Below are 23855 nucleotides of genomic sequence, written 5' to 3'. Positions count from 1 at the left end.
AAGGTGTTTGTCATGTCCGATCGACATCCCCACCATCACCACGAGCCGCCGCGCGCCGTCCGGGACCTGAGCGACGGCGTCGAGGACCAGCTCGTGCCCCTCACGGCGCTGGATCCCCTGCAGATCAAGAGCTTCGACGACCTCGTCACGGCCATGGGCCGCACGGCCTTCAGCGGCCGCTCGCTCGGCGAGGCGTGCGAGGTGCTCACGGAGATGACGCTCGATCCGGAGTGCCTGATCGTCGCGACGTTCTCCGGCGCGATGACGGTCGCAAAGATGGGCCTCGTCATCGTCCGCATGATCGAGGCGGGCATGATCCACGCGATCATCTCGACGGGCGCGCTCATGGCGCACGGTCTCAGCGAGGCCGTGGGGCTCACGCACTACAAGGCGAACCCGAACGTGCCGGACGAGGTGCTCTTCAAGAAGGGCTACAACCGCGTCTACGACACGCTCGAGATGGAGGCGAACCTCAACACGATCGACGAGTTCGTCCGGTCGCAGCTCGACAAGCTCGACCCGAACGTGCCCTGGTCGAGCGAGATGATCTGTCGCCAGCTCGGCAAAGCGCTCGCAGAGATGGGCGACTCGCCGGGCATCCTGCGCAGCGCCTACCTGCACAACGTGCCCGTGTACGTCCCCGCCTTCACGGACAGCGAGATGGGCCTCGACGTGGCAGTGTGGAAGCTGCGGCAGATCCACGCCCAGCACGGCAACGACCCGAACTTCGATCCGTTCAAGCACGCAGCCCCGCCGGCCTACAACCCGTTCCTCGATCTGCTGAGCTACGCGAAGCTCATCGGGACGAAGAAGAAGCTCGGCATCTTCACGATCGGCGGCGGCGTGCCGCGCAACTGGGCGCAGCAGGTCGGGCCGTTCTACGACATCGTAGGCCACAGGCTCGGCGTCGAGGTGGAGCACCCGCGCTTCCAGTACGGCGTGCGGATCTGCCCCGAGCCGGTGCACTGGGGCGGCCTGTCGGGCTGCACCTACTCGGAAGGCGTGAGCTGGGGCAAGTTCGTCCCGCCGAACGAAGGCGGCCGCTACGCCGAGGTCTACGCAGACGCGACAGTCGCATGGCCGCTCATCGTGCGCGCAGTGCTGGAGCGCCTGGAGAAGCGTCGGGGCAAGGCCGCCGAGGCCAAGTAAGACTGCGACTGCGAGGCGCCGCGCCGGGGCGCTGCCCCGGGCCCCGCGGGGGCTGTTCGCCCCTCGACCCGAACCAGGGCCAGCCCTGGACCTCTGGGCATCGACTGCGCGAAGCGCAGTCGATGCGGGGAAAGTTTTTTAAGCTGTCCGCCCCCCTTTGCACGGCCAGCCCTGGACCTTTCGTGGAAGAACTGCGCTACGCGCAGTTCTTCCAACAGGCCGTTGGAAGCGCCTTGCCGGTTGAACCCTCAGCGCTGCCGTCTTGGCTGGCAGCGTCGCCCGCGGTCTTGACCTGGCCCGTTCGATGAACTGCGCATCGCGCAGTTCATCGACCCCGAGTCCAGCGCTTGCGCTGGTCCGGGTCCAGGGGTGGACAACCCCTGGTGGGGCCTGGGGCAACGCCCCAGCGACGCGCCTTCGCGCTTCAGCGAAATCCCGTTCTCCCTGACGCACCCTTGCGGGAGCGCATTGCGTGGGCGATTCCGGCCTTCAGCGTTGCTTTCGTCACGATCGAGCCGAGCTCGGCTCCGAGGTCGACCAGGGTTTTCGCCACGTCGGGGCGGATTCCTGTCAGTACGACTTCTGCTCCGAGCAGCGAGACTGCTTTTGCGGCTTTCACGATGAGGTCTGCGGTTTGCGCTTCGACGTCGGGCACGCCTGTCACGTCGAGGATCACGGCGCGTGCGCCGGTTCGCGTCACGCCGTCGAGCAGCGTTTCGAGCACCCGGTCTGCGCGCCGCTCGTCGAGCCCGCCGACGAGTGTCATTGCGAGCAGCTCGTCGTCGATGGGTACGAGGGGCGTCGAGAGTGCGAGCAGGCTCTCCTCTTGCGATGCGATGACCCTTTCCCGAAGCGCGGCGTCTGCGCGCTCTGCCTCGGCGCGCTTCAGCTCCGTGATGTCCATCGTCACGCCGCGCAGACCGATTTTTGCCCCTGATTCGTCGCGGATCACCGTCATCCGGCTGCTCACCCAGATTGTCCGTCCATCCTTGGTGAGCCAACGATAGGAGTACGAACCACCGCCGTCCTCCATGACCTGGACGCCTTCGCGCTCGGCCCGCGCACGGTCCTCGGGGTGAATGAGCGTGAGCCAGAAATTCGGCTGCTTCCACTCTTGGGGCGTGTACCCCGAGACCTCCTGGATCGCGTCGCTCACGTAACCGACGCGCTGCCGCGTCGGATCCTCGGCGAAATAACTCTCCCACACGATGCCGGGGACGTTCGCGACGAACCCGTCGAGTCGCTGCCGGAGTGCGCGTTCTTTGAGCAGGGCTTCTTGCGCGTTTTGCTCGGCGTGGGTTCGCCGGTTCACGTCGAAGACCACGCTGTGGAGCTTGGCCGGACGCCCTTCCTCGCCCGGCTCGTACAGGAAATGCGTGTCGACCCAGGTATGACCGCCGCCCTTGTGGAGCATTCGATGCGGCGACAGGTGCGACTCACCGTCTTTCAGGAATTGCATCGCCTCCGCGTCTGCCCTCGCGCGATCGTCGGGGTGAATGATCGACGTGAAGAAGTCGGGCGAGCTCATGCATTCCTCGACCGAATAACCGAGCATGGTTTGAAGCCCGATTCCGCCGATGAACGTGGGTCGAAATACGCCCGAGGGCTGCTGTTCGAATTCCAGGACGACCCCGGGCACGAGCGCAATGAGGTCTTCGAGCACCGCGGCGCGCTCCTCTGCGAGCCGCGCTCGCTCCTCTGCTGCCGCGAGCTCGGCGCGCAAGGACTCGATCGTATCGTTCGATGGCCCCATGGTCTGGATGCTCCCTCGGGAAGCTTTCGACCCTACCAGAAATCAGCCACAGAGCCGTGCTTTTTCGGCTGTGGGCGGGAGGGGACGAGGGGGATGGATCGACGGCCGAGCGTGCGCCGGTCGCCGCGTTGCTCGCCTGCTCGGGGCGCGTGGGACGGGCGGCACTGCGCGTGCATTGACGGCTAGCCGAGCAGAAGGTCCTCCGGACCCGCGCCCGAGGGGGCGTCCCCGCGCGCCGGATCTCGCGTCGAAAGTCGCGTCCTCCGAAGGGGACGCCCCCCTTTTCTTGCGCGGGATCTGCCTAGCCGAAGACCTCGCGTGCGAGCGCTTCGATGGCCATGCGGACGGCGTCGTCGCTGGAATGGCGCACCCGGAAGCCGAGCGCGGCAAGCTTGTCCGGGCTCATCGAGGAGCGCGGCACGTCGCCGGGCCAGCCGCGATCGCCGCCGGTGAAGCGGATCGTCGCGTCGGGGTAGGGGGAGGCCTTCACGCAGAGCTCGGCGATCCGGGCGACGGAGGTCTGGTCGGGCGGGGCGAGGTTGTAGAGGCCGAGCCGCTCCTTTGCGTGATCGAGCCCGAACAGCAGGCCGTCCGCGCAGTCCGAGACGTGGAGGTAAGGCTTCGATTGCCGGCCGTCGCCGAGCACTTCGAGCTCGGTCTTTCGGTCTCGTAATTTCTTCAGGAAATCGAGCGCGGCGCCGTGGGTGCCGCGGGGGCCGACGACGTTGCCGAAGCGGAAGATCGTCGCTTGCAGGTCGAAGCACTCGACGAACGCGCTGATCAGCGCCTCGCCCGCGAGCTTGCTCGCCCCGTAGAGCGAGATCGGCAGGTGGCCGATGTGGTCTTCTTTGCACGTCTCGGGTGTGTCGCCGTAGACCGTGCCCGACGAGGAGAAGACGAGCCGGCTCACGCGCGCGCGGCGCATGGCTTCGAGGACGTTGTACGTGACGATCGTGCCTTGCTCGAGGTCGAGCCGCGTCCGCTCGAGGCCCCAGCGCGCCTCGGGGTTCGCCGAGAGGTGGAAGACGACGTCGTGACCCGCGGCGGCCGCCGTCAGCCGTTCGAGGTCGAGCGCGTCCGCTTCGACGAGCGTGACGCGCCCTGTGTCGAGATGCTCCTTCAGGAACGCGCGTTTCCCGACGGAGAGATTGTCGTACACGGTCACGGGGCCGCGCGTGACGAGCCGGTCCACGAGGTGACTGCCGATGAACCCGGCCCCGCCTACGACGAGCGTCTTCATGCGTTCTCCCTCCCGGTGACGTGCTCGATCCGTGCCGCGAACTGGAGCTCGTCGCGGGTGACGAGCCTCATCGGCGCGTCGTGGATCTGGAGCGGCCAGCGGAGCTCGGTGATGCGCCCGTGCGCCTCGTGCACCATGTCGATCCACTCGGCCGGAGAGAAGTACGTCCCCCGTACGAGCACGCCCGCCTCCGCGTTGCCCACGACGTCCATGGCGAGCAAGAGGGCGCGGGAGACGGGGCCGAAGCGGAAATGATCCTTCACGATCACGGCGCGGGAGGCGACGCGCAGGCACTCGGCGAGCACCTCGCTCGGCGCCTCGCAATGGTGCAGGACGTCGGAGATCGTGACGATCTCGAACGCGCCGTCGGGGAACGGCAGGCGCCGTCCGTCGTAGGGGACGACCTCGATCACCGTGCGGGGACGAACGAGCACGTCCACGCCTGCGACGCGGGTCGCGCCCACGCGCTCGCCCACGGCCGCGGCGATGGCCCCGTCGCCGGCGCCCACGTCGAGCAGCGAGCGCGCGGGGCCTGCGAGTGCGGCGAGCGCGTCCGTGATGCGCCGCGCGCGCGGCAGCGTCACGGCGCGCCGGTGCAGCGCGAAGAGGGCCTTGTCGATCCCCAGCACGGACGGCGGCTTAGCCGAGGCAGCCCGGCGTGGCAACGTGCTAACGTCCGCGCCGCTCGTGGACAAGGCCGCTCTTTCCCTCCCGCGCCGCTTGCTCGCCGCCGCGCGACGTGATCCGCCCCGCGCCGCCGCGGCTCTCCTCGCGGGCCTTTCGATGCTCGCGGCCGTGGTCGTGGTCGTGCTGCCTTGGCTCGTCAAGGCGCGCACGCTCGGCTTCCACGACTGGGACGTGCAGACCTCGCACCGCTACCTCGTCAAGACGAGCCTGCTCGATCACCACGAGATGCCGTTCTGGAATCCGTACGCGTGCGGAGGATTTCCGGCGTGGGGGTACGTCGAGGCGGGGACGATCGTCGTGTCGCCGTGGCTCCTCGCGTACCTCTTCTTGCCGATGAGCCTCGCGATCCGCGTCGAGGTCGTGGGCATGGCGCTCCTCGGCGCGGCGGGGGCGTACGCGGCTGGATCGCGGTTCACGAAGAGCCACGGGGCACGGGCGCTCGTGGCGGCGCTTTGGGCGGTGAACGGGCGATGGGCGCTGCAAACGGCCTCGGGCCACACCTGGCACCTCGCGTACGCGTTCTTGCCGTGGGCGCTGTTCTTCTTCGAACGCGCGCGGCAGAAGCCGCACCGCGCGCTCGACGTCGTCTTGCTCGGGGCGACGTTCGCCGGGCTCGTCTACGCGGGCGGCATCTATCCGCTCCCGCACACGGTGCTCGCGCTCGGGCTCTACGCGATGGTGCTCGGCGTGCTCGAGAAGAGCGCGCGTCCGCTCGTGGTGCTCGGCGTTTCAGGCCTGCTCGGCGTCTCGCTCGCGGCACCAAAACTCTTGCCGATGCTCGACGTCTTCGGCAAGGCGCCGCGGCTCGTGCCGTCGACCGAGGCGATCGACATGGGCGCGCTCTTCACGCTGCTCACGGCGCCGGATCAGGGCTTTCATTCGCGTCCCGTGCGCGTGCCGGCGTACGGGTGGCACGAGTGGGGGATGTACATCGGGCTGCCCGGGGTCTTGATCCTCGCGCTCGGGTTCTTGCTGGTGCAAGGAAAGCGGGAGGCGGCGCTCAAGGTGGTGGGCGCGCTCTTCGGGTTGCTCGGGCTCGGGGCGTTTCATCCGAGCGCGCCGTGGACGCTCCTGCACGAGCACGTGCCCGTCTTCCGATCGCAACACGTGCCGTCGCGGTTCTTGTATCCGGCGGTGCTCGTCCTCTCGATCGTCGCGGCGAGCGGGATCGGTCGGCTCGTCGAGCGCGCGGGCCGGCGGCGGCCGTGGCTCGACGCGGCGCTCGCGGCGTTCGTGTTTCTCGTCGGGATCGACGTCGCGAAGGGGGCGCAGAAGCCGATGACGCAGTCGATGTGGATGGTGCCCCCCGATCACATCCCCGCGGACAGGCCTTTCCATTTCGAGAAGAACCCGCCTTTCCAGTACAAGCAGCGCGACTGGGCGGGGCCGATGTACCTCGCGATGCTGGGCAACACGGGCGTGCTCGATTGTTACGGGGCGCCGCCGTTCGAGCGGAAAGGCGCGCTCGCGGCGGACGATCCGCGCCACAAGGGCGAGGTGTTCGTCGCGGAGGGGGCGGGGACGGCGAAGATCGCCGATTGGAGCCCGAATGGCGCGACGATCGAGCTCGCGGGCGCGGAGGCGGGATCGCTCGTCGTGTACAACATGAACTACGACGAGGGCTGGCGGGCGTCGGTGGGCAAGGTGCAGAACGTGGACAACCGCGTCGCCGTGCGATTGCCCGAGGGCGTGACGACGCTGTCGCTATGGTATCGGCCGCCGGGCTTCGTGCCGGGGCTCTTCGCGGGGCTCGCGGCGCTCGTGGGCGCGATCGCGCTCGTGCGCGCTGAAAAACGCGAGGACCAGGGGAAGGTGCAGGGATGAAATGGCCGCGTGTGGCGCTGGGGGCGTTCGTGGCCCTCGGGATCGCCGAGCTCGCCGGGTTTTTCGTGACCTCACGACGAAAACCCGACTTTTCCGACTGGGCCGCCCTCGTGGCGCCCGTGGCCGAGGAACGAAAACAAGGCGAGCTCGTGGTCGTCGCGCCGTCCTGGGGCGAGCCGCTCGCGCGGCAGGCGCTCGGCGACGAGGTGTTTCCGCTGCGCGACGTGGCGCGGCCGGACGTGTCGCGGTATCGCGCGGCGCTGGAGATCTCGGCGTTCGGGGAGCGTTCGCCCGAGCTTTCCGGCTTTCGCGAGACGGGCCGGCGCGAGGTCGGGCCTTTCGTGATCCGCAGGCTCGAAAACCCGAGCCCCGCCGAGGTGGTCTTCGATTTCGTCGACGGCCTCGGCCCCGCGCAGGCGAGCGTGCGCACGACGAACCCCGAGGCTGAATGCCCATGGACGACGAACGCGCGCGTCATCGCCGGGGGCCTCGGCGGCCACCCGACGTTCCCCGCGGCACGCTTCGAATGCCCCGGCGGCCCGTTTTTCAACATTGGCCCGACCGTCATCGCTGCCGACGAGGCGTTCCGGCCGCGCCGCTGCCTCTTCGCGCACCCGCCGGCGCGTGGCGAGGTCGTGACGCGCTTTGCGGGCGTGCCGCTCGGGAGCGTCATCCGCGGGCACGGCGGGATGTACTGGATCATCGAGCGAGAGCGGAAGGGGGCGCCGGTCGCGCTCGCCGTGCGCGTCGACGGCGAGGAGATCGGGCGCTGGGAGCATCGCGACGGCGATGGATGGGCGGCGTTCGAGATGCCGCTCGGCGTCCACGCGGGCAAGAAGAGCGCGACGGTGGAGTTTTTCGTGTCGAGCAAGAACCACGCGCACCGGCACTTCTGCTTCGAGGCGGATACGCGATGAGCGGGGCCAAGCTCACCTGGAAAGACGATCTTGTCGCGGCGCTGCTCGCCGGCCTCGTGATGGTGCTGCTCGTCGCGACCGTGGGCGACCTCGGATACGCGCGGGACGAAGGGTTTTACTTTCACGCGGCCGACAGCTACCGCCGGTGGTTCGAGCTGCTCTTCGCAAACCCGCGGGCCGCGTTCGAGCCGAAGGCGATCGACAGCGCGTGGCGGGTGAACAGCGAGCATCCGGGGCTCATCAAGTCGCTGTTCGCGCTGTCGAACCTGCTCTTGCAGAAGAAATGGCACCTCTTCGCGATGGAGGGGACGAGTTATCGTTTCCCGGCGATCTTCCTCGCGGGCGCGGGCGTCGCGCTCGTCTATCGCTGGGGCGCGGAGGCGCGCGGCCGGATCGCAGGGCTCTTCGCGGCGATCGCGCTCTTCTGCATGCCGCGGTTCTTCTACAACGCGCACCTCGCCTGCTTCGACGTGCCGATCGTGACCATGTTCCTGCTCGCCACGTATTGCTTCTGGAAAGCAATGCGGGAGGGCGGGCGCCGCTGGCCGATCGCGGCGGGTCTCGCCTTCGGGCTCGCGCTCGACACCAAGCACAACGCGTGGTTCTTGCCGATCCTCGCCGTGACGTTCGCCCTGCTTTGCCTCGTGCGCGACCGGCTGACGGGCGGTGACACGAAGGAGACGCTCCGGCGAGCGATGGCCGCGCTCGGCGCGATGGCCGTGCTCGGGCCGCTCGTGATGTACGCGCTCTGGCCGTGGATCTGGCGGGACACATTCGCGCGGCTCGGCGCCTATGCGTCGTTCCACCTGAATCACGAGTATTACAACATGGAGTTCTTCGGGCGGACGTACTGGACGCCGCCCATGCCGCGCCTGTACGCGCCGGTGATGACGGCGGCGACGGTGCCGACAGTGACGCTCGCGCTCTTCGCCCTCGGGCTGGGCGTGCGGGCGCGGGCACGGATCCAGGCATTTCTGCGGGCGCGGGCGGGCAAGATCACGCGGCGCGACGGCGGCGAAACGGACCTCTTCTGGCTGATGGCCATCGGCATTTCGTACGGCGCATGGGTGCTCCCGAAGACGCCCATCTTCGGCGGGACGAAGCACTGGATGCAGGCGTATCCATTCATCGCGCTGTTCGCCGGGGCAGGGGCCTCCTGGCTCGTCTCCGTGGCCCGGGTGGAGCTTCGGAAGCTCTCGGCGGCAACCATCCGGCGATTCGCGCGCGGGCCAGCAGCGGCAATGGGGCTCTTCGCAGCGCTGCTCGCAGCCCCGATCGCAGAGACGGCGGCATCGCATCCGTGGGGGCTCTCGAATTACGTGCCGCTCGTGGGCGGCGCAAAGGGCGCAGCGACGCTCGGGCTCAACCGGTCCTTCTGGGGCTACACGACGGGCGCCGTCGTGGACTACCTGAACCGCGAGGTGCCAAAGAGCGGGACCGTCTACATCCACGATACGGCCTGGCCCTCGTGGGAGATGCTGCAAAAAGACGGCCGGCTGCGGAAGGACATCCGCGGTGTCGGCGCAGTCCACGAGGCAGATTTCGCCCTGTATCACCACGAGCAGCACATGCAGGGGCAAGAATACCAAGCCTGGGTAGCCTACGGGACCGTGCAACCCGCCCACGTGGCAGGGCTGCACGGGACGCCCGTCATCTGGATTTATCGGCGGAAGGGGCGGTAGGGAGGCGCCTCGCTGGGGCTTCGCCCCAGGCCCCACCAGGGGTTGTCCACCCCTGGACCCGGACCAGCGCAAGCGCTGGACTCGGGGTCGATGAACTGCGCGATGCGCAGTTCATCGAACGGGCCAGGTCAAGACCGCAACCGACCCTGCCAACCGAGACAGCCGCGCTGACAGGTCAACTGGCAACGCGGTCCCAGCGACGGCCTGTGGGAAGAACTGCGCGGAGCGCAGTTCTTCCCCCTGAGGTCCAGGGCTGGCCGTGCAAAGAGGGGGCGAACAGCTTTAAAAATTTTCCCCGCATCGACTGCGCTTCGCGCAGTCGATGCCCAGAGGTCCAGGGCTGGCCCTGGTCCGGGGCGAGGGGCGGATAGCCCCCGCGGGGCCCGGGGCAGCGCCCCGGCGCGACGCCTCACGTCACGTCGGCGCCGCCACCGGAAGCGCAGGAGCACGCTGCGGTGGCAGTCGAACCCGCAGCTCGGCGACGAGGTCGTCGCGTAGTTTGCGTCGGGCGGGGTCGTTCCACAGGTTCTGCCATTGCTGCGGATCCGTGTTCACGTCGTAAAGCTCCCCCTCGGTGCCGTCGTAGCGTGGGATGGTCGACCCGCGCCCCCAGATGGCCCAGTACAGCGGGAAATCTCCCCCCACGCCGTGCGTGCTCGGCTCGTAGACCGTGCAGATCCAGCCATCCATGAAGATTGTGCGCAGGTGCATGCCTACCTGCGCGAACTGGCTGTCGAAGGTGGTGAGTACGAAGGAGCGGTCCGAGCCGCGTGCCGTTGGCAAGCTTCGTCCTTGCATCCAGTCGGGGATATCGAGGCCTGCGATCGAGCAGAATGTCGGCGCGAGGTCGACGTGCCCGACGGGCTCGGGCACCTCGGCGGGGGTAATGCCGGCGCTCGGGGCCGGTCGCCATAGGAGCGGCACGCGCAAGAGTGCATCGACGTGGTAGGGGCCTTTGAAGAGAAGACCCAGCGTCCCTTGCAGGTCGCCGTGATCGGACGTGTAGAAGATGTCGGTGTCCGCGTCGATGCCGCGCGCGCGAAGAGAGGCGAACAGCCTGCCGCAGGCCTCGTCGATGAGCTCGTTTTCCACGTGGATGTGCGCTTCTACCTCGCGGAGCTGGTCGTGTGTCAGTGCGGAAGGCCGGAAGTTGATGGGGCCTCCTTCGGGGTTCAGGTATCGCCCCTCGTACCAGTCGAGCCAATGCCGGGGCTTCTGCCGGAGGAATCGCACGATCTCCTCGCGGGATCCTGGGTGCCCGGCGGGGAGCGGGAGGCTTCGCCAATCGATGCGCCTCTCGACCTCGTCGGCTGGCGGGTCGAAGGGGTGATGCGGATCGGGGAAGCTCAACCATAAAAACCACGGCTCGTCCGGTGGCTGCGCGGCGAGCCAGGCTTCTGCGCGGTCGACGAGCCAGTCGGTATGGTAGAGGCCGCGGGGGATGGGGTTGCGTTTGACCTCGGGCGCCCCTGTATCGCCGCCCCCGGTGCCCGAGAGCACGCCGCCGAACCCGCGCACGTATTCGGGGTGGTTTTCCCATAACCAGGCGGCGTAATGGTGTCCGCCGATGGGGCCGTGCGTGGCGAGCTCGGCGTGCTCGAAGCCGTGCCAGGGCGTCGTGCGGCCTTCGACGAGGTATCGATTTTCGGGGAACGTGAGCAGCGGGTCGAGGTGGGGATCGAAGTGGGCTTTTCCGATGAGCGCCGTGCGATATCCCGCGCGTGTCCGGAGCACCTCGGCGACGCTGCGTCCCTCGTCGGGCAATGCGATCCCGTTGGCGACGACGCCGTGCGTGAGGGGGTGTTGCCCCGTCAGCATCGTCGATCGGGAGGGCATGCACACGACGTTTTGGACATGGGCGCGGTGGTAGACGATGCCTGCGCGTCCGAGCGCATCGAGCGACGGCGTACGGGCGATGCGCCCGCCGTTGACGCCGAGGGCGTCGTGGCGTTGCTGGTCGACGGTGATGAACAGGATGTTGCGGCGCTTCGGCGCGCCTTCCGGCCGCGGCGCGCGCGGGGGGATGGCGGGAGTGGGAGCTTGCCGCCCGAGCACGCGGGAGAGCCTCTCGGCGGCTCGGCGCAGGCGAAAGACGCCGCGCGTCGCGTGCAGGAATGCCGTCGCGAGGCCATCACGGTCGCTGCTCGACGTCTTCATGGCTCCTCGAGGTCCGGGGAAGGCGCGATGGTAGGGGGAGCGTGTCGGGGCCGTCAACGTGGCGCGAATCCGGGCAGCCGGCGGAGGCGAAGGATGCGGCGTGCCTGCGGAGAGGGCGCAAAGAGGGGTCGGCGCGTGGGGAGGTCGGCTTGGAAGGGGTGCGGAGAGGGGGCCGCGCGCGGGGGGGTCAGCTTGGAAGGGGCGCGGAGAGGGGTCGGCGTGCGGGGAGGTTGGCTTGGAAGGGGCGCGGAGAGAGGTCGGCGTGCGGGGAGGTTGGCTTGGAAGGGACGCGGAGAGAGGTCCGCGTCTCGGGAGGTTGGCTTGGAAGGGGCGCGGAGAGGGGTCGGCGCGCGGGGAGGTCGGTTTGGAAGGGGCGCGGAGAGAGGTCAGCGTGCGGGGAGGTCGGTTTGGAAGGGGCGCAGCGTGAGATTCGTGTGCGCGGAAGCGGGAGCGGGAGCGGAAGCGGGAGCGGAAGCGGAAGCGGAAGCGGAAGCGGAAGCGGAAGCGGGAGCGGAAGCGGAAGCGGGATTCGTGCGAAGAGCTCCGGCCGAGCGACCCCCGCCCACTCCAGGTGCTTGCGGTATCGAATGGCGCTCTCCCTCTCGGTCAAGCGCTCCGAGGATCTGGTCGGCGTTCTCCCCCCTGGGGCCGCTCGGCGGTGCCACCCCATCGGGAGCGAGTTCGACCTCGGCGTGCTCGCCACCGTGCTCGTCCCGACCGCGACGACGCTACCAGGCTGAGCGAAGTAGCCGTGCCCTGCAGGGCGCCGCTCACGGAGGCGGAGTCAGCTCGTCGAGCACCACGATGGCGCGGTCGTACGCGGCGCGGAGGCGCGCCGCGATCGCGGGGCGCTTCTCGGGCGGAGCGAGCGAGAGGAGCATGAGGCCCACGTCGAGCAGGTCGCGGGGCCACGCCGGCTTCGCCATGACGGCGCCGAGCCGCTCCAGGGCGTCGTCGCGCCGCCCGGCGAGCAGCAGCCATCGCGCGATTTCCACCGAGCGCAGGCCCATGTACGGCGCTTCCGGAGCTCGATCGTGCTTCAGCGCCTCGTCGAGGCGACCGACGGCCATCATCATCGTCACGCATTCCCCCCACCACGCCGGGTGCACGCCCCAGCGCTCCACCACGTCGTCGAAGATCTTGCTGCTGCGCTCGCGATCGACGGCCGCGAACGTCACCAGCAACCGCGAAAGCGACTTCATGCGCAGCCGCACCTGCATGAGGCCCAGCGCTTCGGGAGCGGTGAGCTCCCGGGCCAAGCGCTCGAGCCTCCGCTCGCCCGCGGATGTCCACTCCGTGGAGACGTCCGGCGCGCGCGCTGCCCAGTCGATCTCGAACGACGCGGCGGCGGCCTGGTCGAGGGTCGCGCGCGCCGCGGCCACCTCCGCTTTGCTCGCCGCCACCTTCTCCTCGAGGCTCGGGGCGAGCAGCGCCAACGCGGATTCGGGATCTCCGCTCGCGGCGAGGGCATGGGCCGCGACGACCGGCCCCCGCTCCCACTCGGCGGACGTGATGAGGCCATCCTGGTAGGACGTCTCGAGCTCGCGGATGCGCTCCTTCGTGGCGTTCACGTCCACGGGCGGCAGCTCGCCGAGCGCGATGAGGGCGAGCGTCCGCGCGTCGCCATCGAGCTTCGGGAGCAGCGCGCGCGCCAGATCGGTCTCGCCGGCCGCGATCATCTCTTCCACGAGGTCCGGCACGGCGTCGCCCTCCACCTCGTCGAGGTGCGATGCGAGATCCTCCACCAACGCAGACGCGCGGAACGCGCCCCGGCGCGCGACCGACTCGGGCTTTGCGATGGGCTCGTCGTCGAACCAGAGCCAATCGAACGCGGGCTTGATGTAGCCCTTGTTCTCCTCCGGCGGGAGGTAACACCACAGCGCGGCCGCGAGCAGCACGCGGCCCTCGCGCGCGTCGGACCCTTGGTAGGGGGTCTTTTCGTCGTACGACCAAACGGCGCGCGAATCGCCGATCCAGCGATCCTCCTGGTACTTCGAGATGGGCCGGCCCGCCTCCCGCATGAGGCACGCGAGCCATGCCTTCGCCGCCGCGGCGAAGAGGGTGGGCGGCAGGGGGCTGATGCGGGCGACGGCGACGCGCGCGACGACGTCGTCCGAAAGGCCGCCGCGCAGGAGGAGATCGATGTACGAGAGTGCGGGCTCGCGGGTCAGCGCCGTGGTGAGGTCATTGTCCCACCGGCGGTCGACCGACGGATGCCGGCGGTACGCCGCGAGCAGCACCTCGCGGGCGAGCGCCTCCTCGCCGGCATCGGCCAAGGCGCGCGCGGTGATATCGGCCATCCCGGCACGGGTGCTCCGGGAGGCCAAGCGCGCCGCGAGCGCGCCGGCGCCGACCGACACCAGCGCGGGCCCCAGCTCGATCGGGCACATGCCCGGTACGCAGCAGAGGATCGCCGTCGCGAACGCGCGCTCCCACGCCGCCACGTGCTCCTCGATCGACTTCGCGTCGTCGGGCCGGGGCGGCGCGCGCCGGCGTTTCTTCCAGTCGAGCGTGACCTCCACGGTCCGCTCGCTGCGCCCTTCGGCCGCGAGACCGGCGCGCTTCAGGGCGGCCACGACGCGCTCGACGATCCGGCCGTGTGCGCTGTCGTCGTCCGCGATCGCGCCGCCGCACTGCAAGCCGAGCCGGTCTCCGGAGGCTATGTCGTCGAGCATGCCCCAGTGAAAGTAGACATAGCCGCGCACCGGGGTGCCTCGGGCCTCCTCGTCCATCATCTCCCCTTTGATGGCCGGGATCGCGCAGCTCGTGCAGCACCAGAAGCTCTGGCGCGCCACGACGCCCTCGGCTTCCAGCGCGGCGAACGCGCTGTCGAGGCGATCGCAGTCGGTGGTCTCGGGCCACCCTCGCTCTTCGATCGCGCGCTTCTCCAGCGCGGCCGCGAGCGCCGCCCGCACTTCGGCCTCGTCGTGATCCGGGAACTGCTCGGTGGCATCCTCGACGATCGTTTCGTCGTCCGAGTACCCGAGGTGGAGCTCGCGTGCGATCATCGCGTCGAGCTGGGAGGGGATGTCTCGATGGCCGAGCATGGCGCCTGGTCGCACGGGGCTCCGCGCGCCACAAGGACCGGATCGGCACGACGTCGAACCGCGCGACGCGGGCGGCGCCCACGTCATATCCTGGCGCGATGACGCCCGTGGAGATCACCGTGCTCGACGGCGCCGCCGCGGGCCTCTTGCTGCGCACCGACGCGCCGGTTCGGATCGGCAGCGATCCGGCCTGCGAGATCGTCCTCCCCGACCCGGGCGTGGCCCCGGTCCACGTGATCCTGGAGCCGGGCGACCCCGGGTGGAGCCTGCGCTCCACGCCCGGCGTGCACGTCGCCGTGCTGCTCGATCGCAAAGGCGGCGGGCCTGCCCACGCCGCGTCGCTGTCGACGTTCGCGTTCCTCGACGTCGGGCCGGTCACCCTGCTGTTCCACAAGCTGGGCGGCCTCTACATCAGCGCGCCGACGATCCACGAGGCCGCGCGCGGCCTGCCCTCGCGATCCTCGGAGGCCGCTCTCCACACGATCGCCAAGCTGTCGCGCGCCCGCGCGGCGCCGGCCATCGCGATGATCGACGACGATCGACTGCTGGTCGCCGGCGGGGAGCCGCCGATGCGCGGGGAGCCGTTCGCCAACGCCGACGTGGTGTCGCTTTCGGCGCGCGAGACACGCGAGATCCCGCTCCAGGTGGCGCGTGTCGCCCCCAAGGCCACGCGGCTCGGCGACGGGCGCGTGGTGATCGCCGGCGGGGGGACGGACACCGTCGAGATCCTCGATCCGTGCACGCTCACGACGGCGCGCGCCGCGTCCATGCACGCCGCGCGCACCGGCGGCGCGGAGCTCCTGCTGCCCGGCGATCGGGTGCTGGTGCTCGGCGGCCAGCACGAGCGGAGCCCGCACGTGGCCGAGCTCTACGACGCCGCGCGCGACACCTGGACGCCGATCCCCGGACCGCCGCTCTCCCGCGTGGTCATGGCGCGCCTCGACGCGCGCCGCTTCCTGATCGCGAACGATCGCGGGGTCTTCGCCCCCCTGCCACCCACCGCGTACTTCGTGCTCGACACCGAGGCCTTCACCTTCGAGCCCATCGCGCCGCCCGCGCGCCCGCGCCGCACCCCGTTCCTGGTCTCGCTGGGCGAGGGGCGAGCGCTGGTGGTCTCGGGGCTCCCGTCCTCCGGGCCGGGCGTGACGCGTGAGGTGGACGTGTTCGATCTCGCGACCCGCTCCTTCACGCCGACCGGTGATCTGCGCGCGCCGCGCATGTACCCGGCCACGGTGGCGATCGACGGGGGCCGCGTGCTGGTGATCGGCGGCGACAGCGCCTACGTGGGCGTCTACAGCGCGGAGGTGATCGACGTGGCGCGGGGCGTGTGCTCCGGCCTGCCGGCGTTGCGCAAGGGCATGAAGCCGACCGGCGCGCTCTCGCTCGGCGACACCGCGGTGGTGGTGGGCCTCGAGGACGTCGCCCTGGCGCGCGGCGAGGCCTGGCCGCCTCCACCGTACGGCCGGCGCGCGGCCTCCCACGGCGGCATCACGTTCCGCTCCGCGCTCGGGTGGGGCCCGCGGGGCCTGGAGCACGCCGAAGTGTGGAGCCCGCGCCCCGGCGGCGCCGCGGCGTTCGCGCTGTTCCGCGGGATGGCCCCCTACTGCGGCGACGTCGGCGCCGACGTGTGCCGCTGGGTGCTCGGCGAGCTGCTCGCCGAGCCCGCCTACGGCGCGCCGCTCCCGGTCGCGACCGCGACGCCGCCGCTCGGCGTCCGCGACCACCACCACCGCTGGACCTCGCACGTCCTGGATCGCGCGCCGCTGCCCGCCGATCCGCTGGCGCTCCCCGAGGCGCTGGCGGCGCGCATCGACGCCGCGCTCGCCGCCATGAACGCCGCCGATCCGACCTTCGGCGTGCTCGCCGAGGGCGTCATCGCCGCCGTGGTGCCGGGGCGCGTGCGCCTCGTGCGCCGCGGGGCCACGCGCGTCTACCGGGTGCGCGGCGGGCAGGCGTCGATCCTGGTGGACGAGCACGGGGTGATCGAGGCCATGCTCGCGAGCGGCCACCTCACGAAGGAAATGCTCGAAGGAGAAGCGGGCGCCCAGCTTCGGAAGCACTTCGACAACGCCTCCGCCTCGTGCTTCGGCCGCACCGAGGGAGCCCAGCCGGCGTTCGACATCGCGGTCGAGCCGGGCGACCGGCTGGTGCTGGTCCCCTGGGCGGTGCGCAAGGGGGTGAGCGACGCCGAGCTCGCGGCGGCGGTCGTCGATCCGTCGTTCGCGGCGCTGACCGCGTGGGCGGAGCGAGAGGAGCGCGGGTATGGAGTGGTGTCGATCCGCGTGACGGTCCGAAGTGGCACCAACCCGCGCTAACGGGGCCGGGCCGTCGTCAGCAGGATGCGGATCCGCCGGGTTACGCCGGGTCAGGGGTGACGGAATCCGAAGCGGAAGCGGAAGCGGGAGCGGAGGCGGGAGCGGAAGCGGAGGCGGGAGCGGGAGCGGGAGCGGGAGCGGAAGCGGGAGCGGAAGCGGGAGCGGAAGCGGGAGCGGAAGGCGGCAAGCGAAATCTGATCGTGTGGGCTCGACCCCGCATCGGCCACGAGGGGGTCGATCTGAAAAAAGGGGTTTTCACCTCCGCGTCGAAGATCCCCCTGCACCCTCCGACCGCATATACGCGCGCAGCGCGTCCCGCAGCGTCGCCCGCGTCGTCAGCTCCTTCAGGCCCGCGTCGAGCGCCACCATCGTCTGCGCGACGGCCGCGCGAATCCCCGTGATTACGACGCTCGCCCCGAGCAGCCGCGTCGCGCCGACAATCCGCATGATGCGCTCGCCCGTCTCGGAATCGACGCTCTCGACCCCCGTCAAATCGAGGATCACCTGGCGGCACGAAGCGGAGCCAATCCGATGCAGCACCCGCTCCATGATCTCCTCGCCCCGCCGCGCGTCGAGCACCCCCACCAGCGGGACCGCGATGACCCCGTACCAGACCTCGATGATCGGCGCCGACAGCGCATGGATCACCTCCTCCTGCTGGCTGATGACCGCGCGCTGGTCGAGGGCCTCCTGCTCCCTGCGCTCCTGCTCGGCGCGACTCAAACGAACGAGCGCCTCATTCGCGTGCCGTAGCTCCGCCGTCCGCTCCTCCACCTGCCGCTCCAGCTCGCCATACAACCGCGCATTCTCGATCGCGATCGCAGCCTGCGTGCAGATGAGCCCCACCACCTCGACCCGCGCAGGCGTGAAGGCTCCCCGCGCGAGGTCATTCTCCAGATAAATCACGCCCGAAAGCCGACCTTTGCCGATGATGGGCGCAGCCAGCGCCGAGCGCGGAGCCGCGTCCACGAGGTAAGGGTCGAGCCCAAAGGGGCCATCCTGCCCGCGATCCTCGAGGAGCACGCTCTCCCGCGTGCGCGCCACGTACGCGAGCACGGTCGCAGGTAGATCCGAGCGTTGCCCGAGATCCCGCTCGATCGCCGTCGATGCAGGCCCGTCTTCCTCGCCAAACGCGCGCTGCTCCGCTTCGACGACGAGGATGCCATCCCGCAAAAGGAGCAAGACCCCTCGCCGCGCGCCGGCGTTCTCCAGCGCCACGCGCAAGAGGGCGTCGATCAATCGGGGCAGCACAATCTCGCCCGAGATCGCTTGCGCCGCCTTGAGCACCGACCCGATGTCCAGCGCGTCCGCCGAAGGCGCAGGCGTGCTCGGCGAGGGCGCGTCGAACGTCTCGTCGCGCGCGACAAGCTCGGGATAGGCGCGGGCGAGGCGGCGCGAGGCAACGGTCGCGCCCCAGCGGGCATAGAGCCGGCGCGCCTCGCTGAAGTGGGCGCGCGCGAGCGTCGTTTTCCCGGCGTCCATCCAGTGCCTCGCGCACAGCTCGTTCGCGAGCGCCTCGTCATGGATGTAGCCGCCGCGATGCGCGAGCGAGATCGCCGTGTCGTAGAGCTCCGCCGTCACGAACCTGTCTTCGCCGCGGGCGCGGGCGAGCTCGGCGCGGACCAAGGCCGCGCGGGGGGCGAAGTTTTCCGGGCAGATCTCCGCCCAAGCATCGAGCTTCTCCGCGTAGGCCGCGGCGCGCGAGAGCATGACCGCGCGCTCTTCAGGCGCGGCGCTCGTCGAGGCGCGCGTGAGCGCGAGGGCCGCATACGCGCGGAAAACAGGCGTGCCGTGCCAGACCGCGATGCTGACGAGCTCGGGGTTCGACTCGAGGACGACGCGCGCCGCCTCCTCGAAGGCGCCCTGGAAGACGAGCAAAAAGACGATGTAGAGCTGCGCGAAGAAGTACGCGCTTTCGTTCTTGATCAGGCGACACGCGGCCATGACCTCCTCGATGTCCACGAGGGGCCCGACAAGGCGGCAGGGGTCGTCTGTCTCGACCGAGAGGTTGTAGGCGATCTGTCCGGCCGCGCCGGCCATCCAGGTGATCGCGTCGAAGCGGTCGAGCTTGCGGATCGGCTGGTAGCTCTTCGCCTCGGCGAGGATGTCCTCGATGGGCAAACCGCGCATGAAGCTGTTCGTGACGGCGTTGACCGTGTTGTAGAACGACCAGATGTACTGGCCTGTCTCCAGGCCCGCATCCTTGCCCCTGACCAACGTGTCCCAGCAAGCGCTGTAGCCGTCTCCCCAGTACTGGACGAAGCCGCCCCACATGTTGCGGATCATCGCTTCGTTCTTCTTGTCGCCGAGCTTCTCGCTGAGCCGGACAGCGATGCGGCCAAGCTCGTAGCCAAGCTTGATATGGCCGCGGACGCACAAGAGCATGCCGAAATTGACGCAGCCGTAGGTCGTGCTTCGCGACAAGCCGTGGCGGTAGGACAGCTCGAGGATCTTGGCGATGCTGATGCTGAAGTTGTTCGTCGCGAGGAAGTACGTCGGCGCGAACAGCTCCTCCAGGACCTCGAGCAGCGCGGCGATCTCGCGGTCCTCGAGCGGCGGCAGGTCGAGGAGCGCTTCGGGCGAGCGCTCGACGACGAGGTCGAGTGTCACGCGCATCTGCTCCTCGAGCGCCGCTTCGTCCGGGAACGCGGGCAGGTCGAGGCCGAAGGAGTGCATCACCACGAGCCCCTCGGCGAGCGCCGCGGGCAGGTCGTTCTTGAGCACCTGCGCTTTCATCTTGAGCCGCAGGATTTCGGTTCGAGCGAGCCTCGTCGTGGCGCGCTCGAGGGCCTCTGCGAGCGCGGCGAGCGCGTCATCGTGATGGCCGAGCAAGGACAACGTGACGCCGAGCTTCTTCGCGTAGGCGAGGCGGAGTGGATGCTTCGACGTCCAGGCATCTTCGGGGAGGCATTGCAGGCCGAGCTCGAGGAAGCTGCGCGCGGCACCAAACGCGGCGGATTCTTCGGCTCGCGTGGCGGCGACGAGGTTCATGCGGGCGAGCGACTCGCGTTCGTGTGGATCGTCGATGAGCTCGAGCGCGCTGTTCAGGTGGCCGACCACGTCGAAGAGGTTGCGGCTCTCGGACAAGGGTGTGCTCTCGGCGAGCAGCCTGCCGATGCGCAGGTGGAACGCGGGCCGGCCTGCGACCGGGATCATCGCGTACGCGCCTTCCTGGACCTTGTCGTGCGCGAAGCGGTAGCCGCTCCGGCCCGGGATGATGAGCCCTTCCGCGGCGGCGGGCTCGAGGCGGCCATAGGCTTGTTCGGGCGTACATTCGAGCACGGTGGCGAGCACGCCGAGGTCGAACTCGCTCCCGATGGCGGCGGCGAGGCGGAGGGCTTCCTGCGTGGTTTTCGGCAGGCGGGCGATGGTGCGCACCATCAGATCGACGACGTTTTCCGTGTAGGCGAGGTCGTCGAGTCGTTTGAGGTCCCAGGAGAACCCCGTCCCGGGCTTGAAGGTGAGCACGCCGTGGTCGCCGAGCGAGTGCAAGAAGCGGCGGACGAAGAAGGGGTTTCCGGCGGTTTTTTTGAGGATGGCGTCGGCGAGCGGGCCGGTGTCCGAGCGCCGCAGGCTGTCGCTGAGCATGTCGACGATGTGACGACGCTCGAGCGGGCCGAGGACGATGTCGCAGACGGAGAGGCCCGCGCGTTTGTGCTCTTCGAGCGCCGCGATGAACGGGTGGGCGGGGGAGACTTCGTTGTCGCGGTAGGCGCCGCAGAAGAAGAACGACTCGAGGGAGTCGTCGGCGAGCAGGGCGCGCAGGAGGTCGAGGCTCGCGAGGTCGATCCACTGCAAGTCGTCGAGGAAAAACACGAGCGGGTGGGCCCTGCGCGCGACGACCGAGACGAACTGCACGAAGCATCGGCTGAGGCGGTTTTGCGCCTCGACGGGTCCGAGCGCGGGCACGACTGGCTGCGGGCCGAGCACGTGCGCCATCGAGGGCAGGACGTCGCAGATGACCTGGCCGTTTTGTCCGAGCGCCTCGAGCCATGCGCGCTGCCAGGCCTGGATCCGCTCGGTGCTCTCGGTGAGGATCTGCCGCACGAGGCCGTCGAAGGCCTGGATGACGGCGCTGTAGGGGGTGTCGCGGTTGAACTGATCGAATTTGCCGCTCGTGTAGTAGCCCTTCGCGCGGGCGAGTGGCTTGAGGATCTCGTGCACGAGCGCGGATTTGCCGATGCCCGAGTAACCGGAGACGAGGACGATGGAGCGTTCGCCGCCGAGCGAGCGTGTGAAGGTCGAGGTGAGCGCGTCGATGTCGCGCTCGCGACCGTAGAGCTTCTGGTGGATGCGCAGCCCGCCTTCGTGGTCGTGCTCGGCGGGCGTGAAGAGGGAGATCGTGCCGAGGGTCTCGAGCTCGTGGCTGCAGCGGCGGAGGTCGGCGAGCAGGCCTTCGGCGCTTTGGTAGCGGTCTTCGGCGTTTTTCTCGAGCAGCTTGAGGATGAGGCGCGAGAGGGTCTCGGGCACCGAGCCGTCGATGTGCGCGGGGGGTTTGGCCTGAAGGGCGAGGTGCGCGTGGATGAGCTCCATGGGCTCGCGGGCCTCGAAGGGGCGACGACCGGTGAGGGCTTCGTAGAGGATGATGCCGAGGGCGTAGAGATCGGCGCGGTGGTCGACGCTGCGGTTCATGCGGCCCGTTTGCTCGGGCGCGGTGTAGGGCAGGACGTCGTGGAGGACTTCGTACGCGTAGAGCCGCTCGTGTGCGCGCGTGAGCTCGGCGTCGACGCCGGAGCCGGTGAGCTTGAGCGCGCCCGCATCGCCGACGAGGATGTTCTGGGGGCGGACATCGCGGTGGGTGATGCCGCGTCCATGCAGGGCGGCGAGGGCTTGGGCGATCGCGGTGGCGATGGCGAGGGCCTCGGAGACGGGGAGCTTGTGGCCCGGGCGCGCGGCGAGGGTGTGGGCGAGGGTTTGGCCTGGGAAGTGTTCGCGTATGACGATGAGGCTGTCTTCACGCGCCTCTACGCCGAGGACCGAGACGAGGCTTTGCGAGCTGAGCTGCGCGAGTTGCGCGTACTCGTGTTTGAATCGCGCGATCTCGGCGCTCCGGGCGCGTCCGATGGACAGGCTTTGGAGCACGACGGGCAGGCCGTCATGCACCCGCCGGGCGCGAAACGTCTTCGCGAACGGGGTTACTTCGACGCGTTCGAAGGCTGTATACCCTGCAATGTCGAGCATCAAGAATACCACCGAAGAGTGACCGAGGAAACGTCTCGGGCAGGTCGGGGCGATGCCCTCCGCTCGAGCGAAACGACGACCCTACCAAACTTTGCGGGGTGGGGCGTTGAAGTATGTTGAGTCGTTCAAGGCGTAGGCTGGGGTACGTGCTCCGCAGTGTCGGCGCGTGCGGCTGAGGAGCGCTGATGAAGGAATGGGAGGCGGGAGCGGGAGCGGGAGCGGGAGCGGGAGCGGGAGCGGGAGCGGGAGCGGGAGCGGAAGCGGGAGCGGAAGCGGAAGCGGGAGCGGAAGCGGGAGCGGAAGCGGGAGCGGGAGCGGAAGCGGGGTTCAGGGGATCCCGCTCGGGGAGGGCGATCGTACCGTCGTGCTCGGCCTCTTCAAGGCCAAGCCGTCCTCGCCGTCCTCGCAGCACTACGTGCTGCTCCGGGCGGCTCCGGGCGGTGCTGCGCAGCCTTGAAGAGGCCTGCGCGCGACGGTGCGGGATGGGGGTCCCGGCGAAAGGGTCGTCGGACGGAGGGTTTCGTCATGCTGAGGATTTACGAGGTCATTTTGGCCATGGCTGGAGACGCGGCAGGTATCGCGGAGCAGATCGAACGAAGGGATTCGGATCTCGCCCGACAACTGCGCAGGGCCATGCATAGCGTGGCTCTCAATACGGCAGAAGGGGCCGGGAACACAGCGGGGCACAAACGCCAGCGTTATCAGACGGCCCTCGGTTCCGCGCGGGAGGTGCTGGCCTGCGTCCAAGTCGCTCAGGCCATGCGGTACATCGGCACGGTCGACGCGCGGGCGCTCGACCGCATGGACCACGTCATCGCCACCCTCGGCCGCCTCGTCTACCGCCGCGCCTCCTGACCCCCGGGCGGGCCGTCCCCACCAGGGCGGCCCGCCCGCACGGCCTGGATCTCGGCCCCCATTACGATCCCCCGCTCGCCATTCCCGACGGATCGTGGGTTTTCCCTCGACGAACCAATCCGCCATTTTACCGTTGAAGTCTGCCCGCGATTCGTGAGACAAAACAAGCGACGCCAGCCGGTGCAGCGAACACCGACCGGCGTCTGACACGCAAACCCCAGACACCGGAGTTCACGAGCTGTGACAACGCTACTCGACCATTCGCCGCCGGCAAACTTCTCGGCGTCGCACGCCTTGCTCGGCCGCCTCTACCTCGAACACCGCGATTTCCTGCGCCGCCTTCTTCTCGGCCAGGCCGTACCTCCCCGCGACGTCGAGGATCTCCTGCAAGACATCTTCATTACGGTATGGCGTCGCCTTTCCTGCCTGGTCACGCCGGAGCAGGCCCGTCCGTGGCTTTGGGTGATCGGGCTCAACCATGCCCGCAACTATCGCAATCGCCTACGATACGAGCGCGAGGTTCTCGTCGGTTTCTCGGAGGATTTCCCCGATCAGGAGGACGCGACGTCGTCGGAGACGTTGCTGCATGCGATCTATGGGATGTTCCGGCTCAAGCGGTTCCTGGGGAAGCTCAGCCCGCGCATTCGGGACGCCGTGATTCCGTATCTGGAGGGATGGTCGATCGCGGAGATCGCTGCGTCGCTTGGGATCAAGGCGAAGGCCGTCTACAGTCGCGTCCGTCTCGCCCGGAAGCGTTTGGAGATGCTTGGGCTTGCGTAGAGTCCGCTTTGGCGGGCCGCCCGGCGAAGGGCGGCCCGCCGTTGGCCTTACCGACGCGCCAACCGGTACAGGGTGGCGATGATGTGATCGATTGCGTCGCGCAGGCCATCATCGATGGATTCGACGTATCCGAGCGCCTCGGCCACGTCCAAGCACGCGCGCACCTCCGCGGCCGATCCCATGGCCGTATGCCACCGTGCCCGCTCGTTTCTTCCCTGCGAATATGCACCTTCGTGCAGATTCAGCGGCACGCTTGTGGCGGCACGCC

At 69.3% G+C, this 23855-nt stretch carries 15 protein-coding genes; 8 read left to right on the top strand and 7 right to left on the bottom strand.

Annotation, left to right across the window (positions count from 1 at the left end):
- Nucleotides 1–12 precede the first annotated feature (12 nt).
- The gene (locus tag QHF85_RS22015; protein ID WP_281329230.1) at nt 13–1149 is read left to right on the top strand and encodes a deoxyhypusine synthase family protein; all 1137 of its coding nucleotides are present in this window, start codon (nt 13–15) and stop codon (nt 1147–1149) included.
- A 424-nt stretch (nt 1150–1573) separates the two neighbouring features.
- Here QHF85_RS22015 and QHF85_RS22010 read toward each other — a convergent pair whose 3' ends face one another.
- From QHF85_RS22010 to QHF85_RS22000, 3 genes are all read right to left on the bottom strand, one after another.
- Nucleotides 1574–2902 (bottom strand): PAS domain-containing protein, encoded by a 1329-nt coding sequence (locus tag QHF85_RS22010; RefSeq protein WP_281329229.1) that lies wholly within the window; start codon nt 2900–2902, stop codon nt 1574–1576.
- Nucleotides 2903–3203: 301 nt separating this feature from the next.
- Complete coding sequence (locus QHF85_RS22005) at nt 3204–4142, bottom strand: NAD-dependent epimerase/dehydratase family protein (protein ID WP_281329228.1); 939 nt, start codon at nt 4140–4142, stop codon at nt 3204–3206.
- Nucleotides 4139–4771 carry a methyltransferase domain-containing protein gene (locus QHF85_RS22000; protein ID WP_281329227.1) on the bottom strand — a complete coding sequence of 211 codons (633 nt, stop codon included), beginning with the start codon at nt 4769–4771 and terminating at the stop codon, nt 4139–4141. The genes QHF85_RS22005 and QHF85_RS22000 overlap by 4 nt, the downstream gene beginning before the upstream one ends.
- Nucleotides 4772–4808: 37 nt before the next feature.
- Here QHF85_RS22000 and QHF85_RS21995 point away from each other — a divergent pair, with 37 nt between their 5' ends.
- From QHF85_RS21995 to QHF85_RS21985, 3 genes are read left to right on the top strand one after another with little or no spacing between them, the layout of a single operon-like run.
- Nucleotides 4809–6653 (top strand): hypothetical protein, encoded by a 1845-nt coding sequence (locus tag QHF85_RS21995; protein WP_281329226.1) that lies wholly within the window; start codon nt 4809–4811, stop codon nt 6651–6653.
- A complete protein-coding gene (locus tag QHF85_RS21990) occupies nt 6650–7570 on the top strand; it encodes a hypothetical protein (RefSeq protein WP_281329225.1) in 921 nt (306 codons plus the stop codon). The genes QHF85_RS21995 and QHF85_RS21990 overlap by 4 nt, the downstream gene beginning before the upstream one ends.
- The gene (locus QHF85_RS21985) at nt 7567–9252 is read left to right on the top strand and encodes a glycosyltransferase family 39 protein (protein WP_281329224.1); all 1686 of its coding nucleotides are present in this window, start codon (nt 7567–7569) and stop codon (nt 9250–9252) included. Before QHF85_RS21990 ends, QHF85_RS21985 begins: the two co-directional genes overlap by 4 nt.
- A 414-nt stretch (nt 9253–9666) precedes the next feature.
- On the opposite strand, the gene QHF85_RS21980 is transcribed toward QHF85_RS21985, so the two are convergent.
- Nucleotides 9667–11409, bottom strand: coding sequence for a sulfatase-like hydrolase/transferase (locus QHF85_RS21980; protein ID WP_281329223.1), 1743 nt, complete (start codon nt 11407–11409; stop codon nt 9667–9669).
- 587 nt (nt 11410–11996) lie between these two features.
- Here QHF85_RS21980 and QHF85_RS21975 point away from each other — a divergent pair.
- The gene (locus QHF85_RS21975) at nt 11997–12149 is read left to right on the top strand and encodes a hypothetical protein (protein WP_281329222.1); all 153 of its coding nucleotides are present in this window, start codon (nt 11997–11999) and stop codon (nt 12147–12149) included.
- 30 nt (nt 12150–12179) lie between these two features.
- Here QHF85_RS21975 and QHF85_RS21970 read toward each other — a convergent pair whose 3' ends face one another.
- A complete protein-coding gene (locus tag QHF85_RS21970; RefSeq protein WP_281329221.1) occupies nt 12180–14456 on the bottom strand; it encodes a hypothetical protein in 2277 nt (758 codons plus the stop codon).
- 98 nt (nt 14457–14554) lie between these two features.
- Between QHF85_RS21970 and QHF85_RS21965 the strand changes: the two genes are divergently transcribed.
- The gene (locus tag QHF85_RS21965) at nt 14555–16771 is read left to right on the top strand and encodes a hypothetical protein (protein WP_281329220.1); all 2217 of its coding nucleotides are present in this window, start codon (nt 14555–14557) and stop codon (nt 16769–16771) included.
- Nucleotides 16772–17026: 255 nt separating this feature from the next.
- Here QHF85_RS21965 and QHF85_RS21960 read toward each other — a convergent pair whose 3' ends face one another.
- Nucleotides 17027–21952: an AAA family ATPase gene (locus tag QHF85_RS21960; RefSeq protein ID WP_281329219.1), complete on the bottom strand. Its 4926-nt coding sequence runs from the start codon at nt 21950–21952 to the stop codon at nt 17027–17029.
- Between the two features lie 525 nt (nt 21953–22477).
- Between QHF85_RS21960 and QHF85_RS21955 the strand changes: the two genes are divergently transcribed.
- Together QHF85_RS21955 and QHF85_RS21950 are read left to right on the top strand one after the other, a co-directional pair.
- Nucleotides 22478–22807 (top strand): four helix bundle protein, encoded by a 330-nt coding sequence (locus QHF85_RS21955; protein ID WP_281329218.1) that lies wholly within the window; start codon nt 22478–22480, stop codon nt 22805–22807.
- Between the two features lie 294 nt (nt 22808–23101).
- Nucleotides 23102–23587 (top strand): RNA polymerase sigma factor, encoded by a 486-nt coding sequence (locus tag QHF85_RS21950; protein ID WP_281329217.1) that lies wholly within the window; start codon nt 23102–23104, stop codon nt 23585–23587.
- A 47-nt stretch (nt 23588–23634) separates the two neighbouring features.
- On the opposite strand, the gene QHF85_RS21945 is transcribed toward QHF85_RS21950, so the two are convergent.
- Nucleotides 23635–23855, bottom strand: a 221-nt coding sequence (locus tag QHF85_RS21945; protein ID WP_281329216.1) for a four helix bundle protein, incomplete at its 5' end; no start/stop codon positions are given.

Origin of the sequence: Polyangium sp. 6x1, from assembly GCF_029946515.1 — a bacterium.
GTDB lineage: Bacteria > Myxococcota_A > Polyangia > Polyangiales > Polyangiaceae > Polyangium.
Note: the sequence above shows the minus strand (reverse complement) of the source record. Positions and strands in the feature narration are given on the sequence as shown.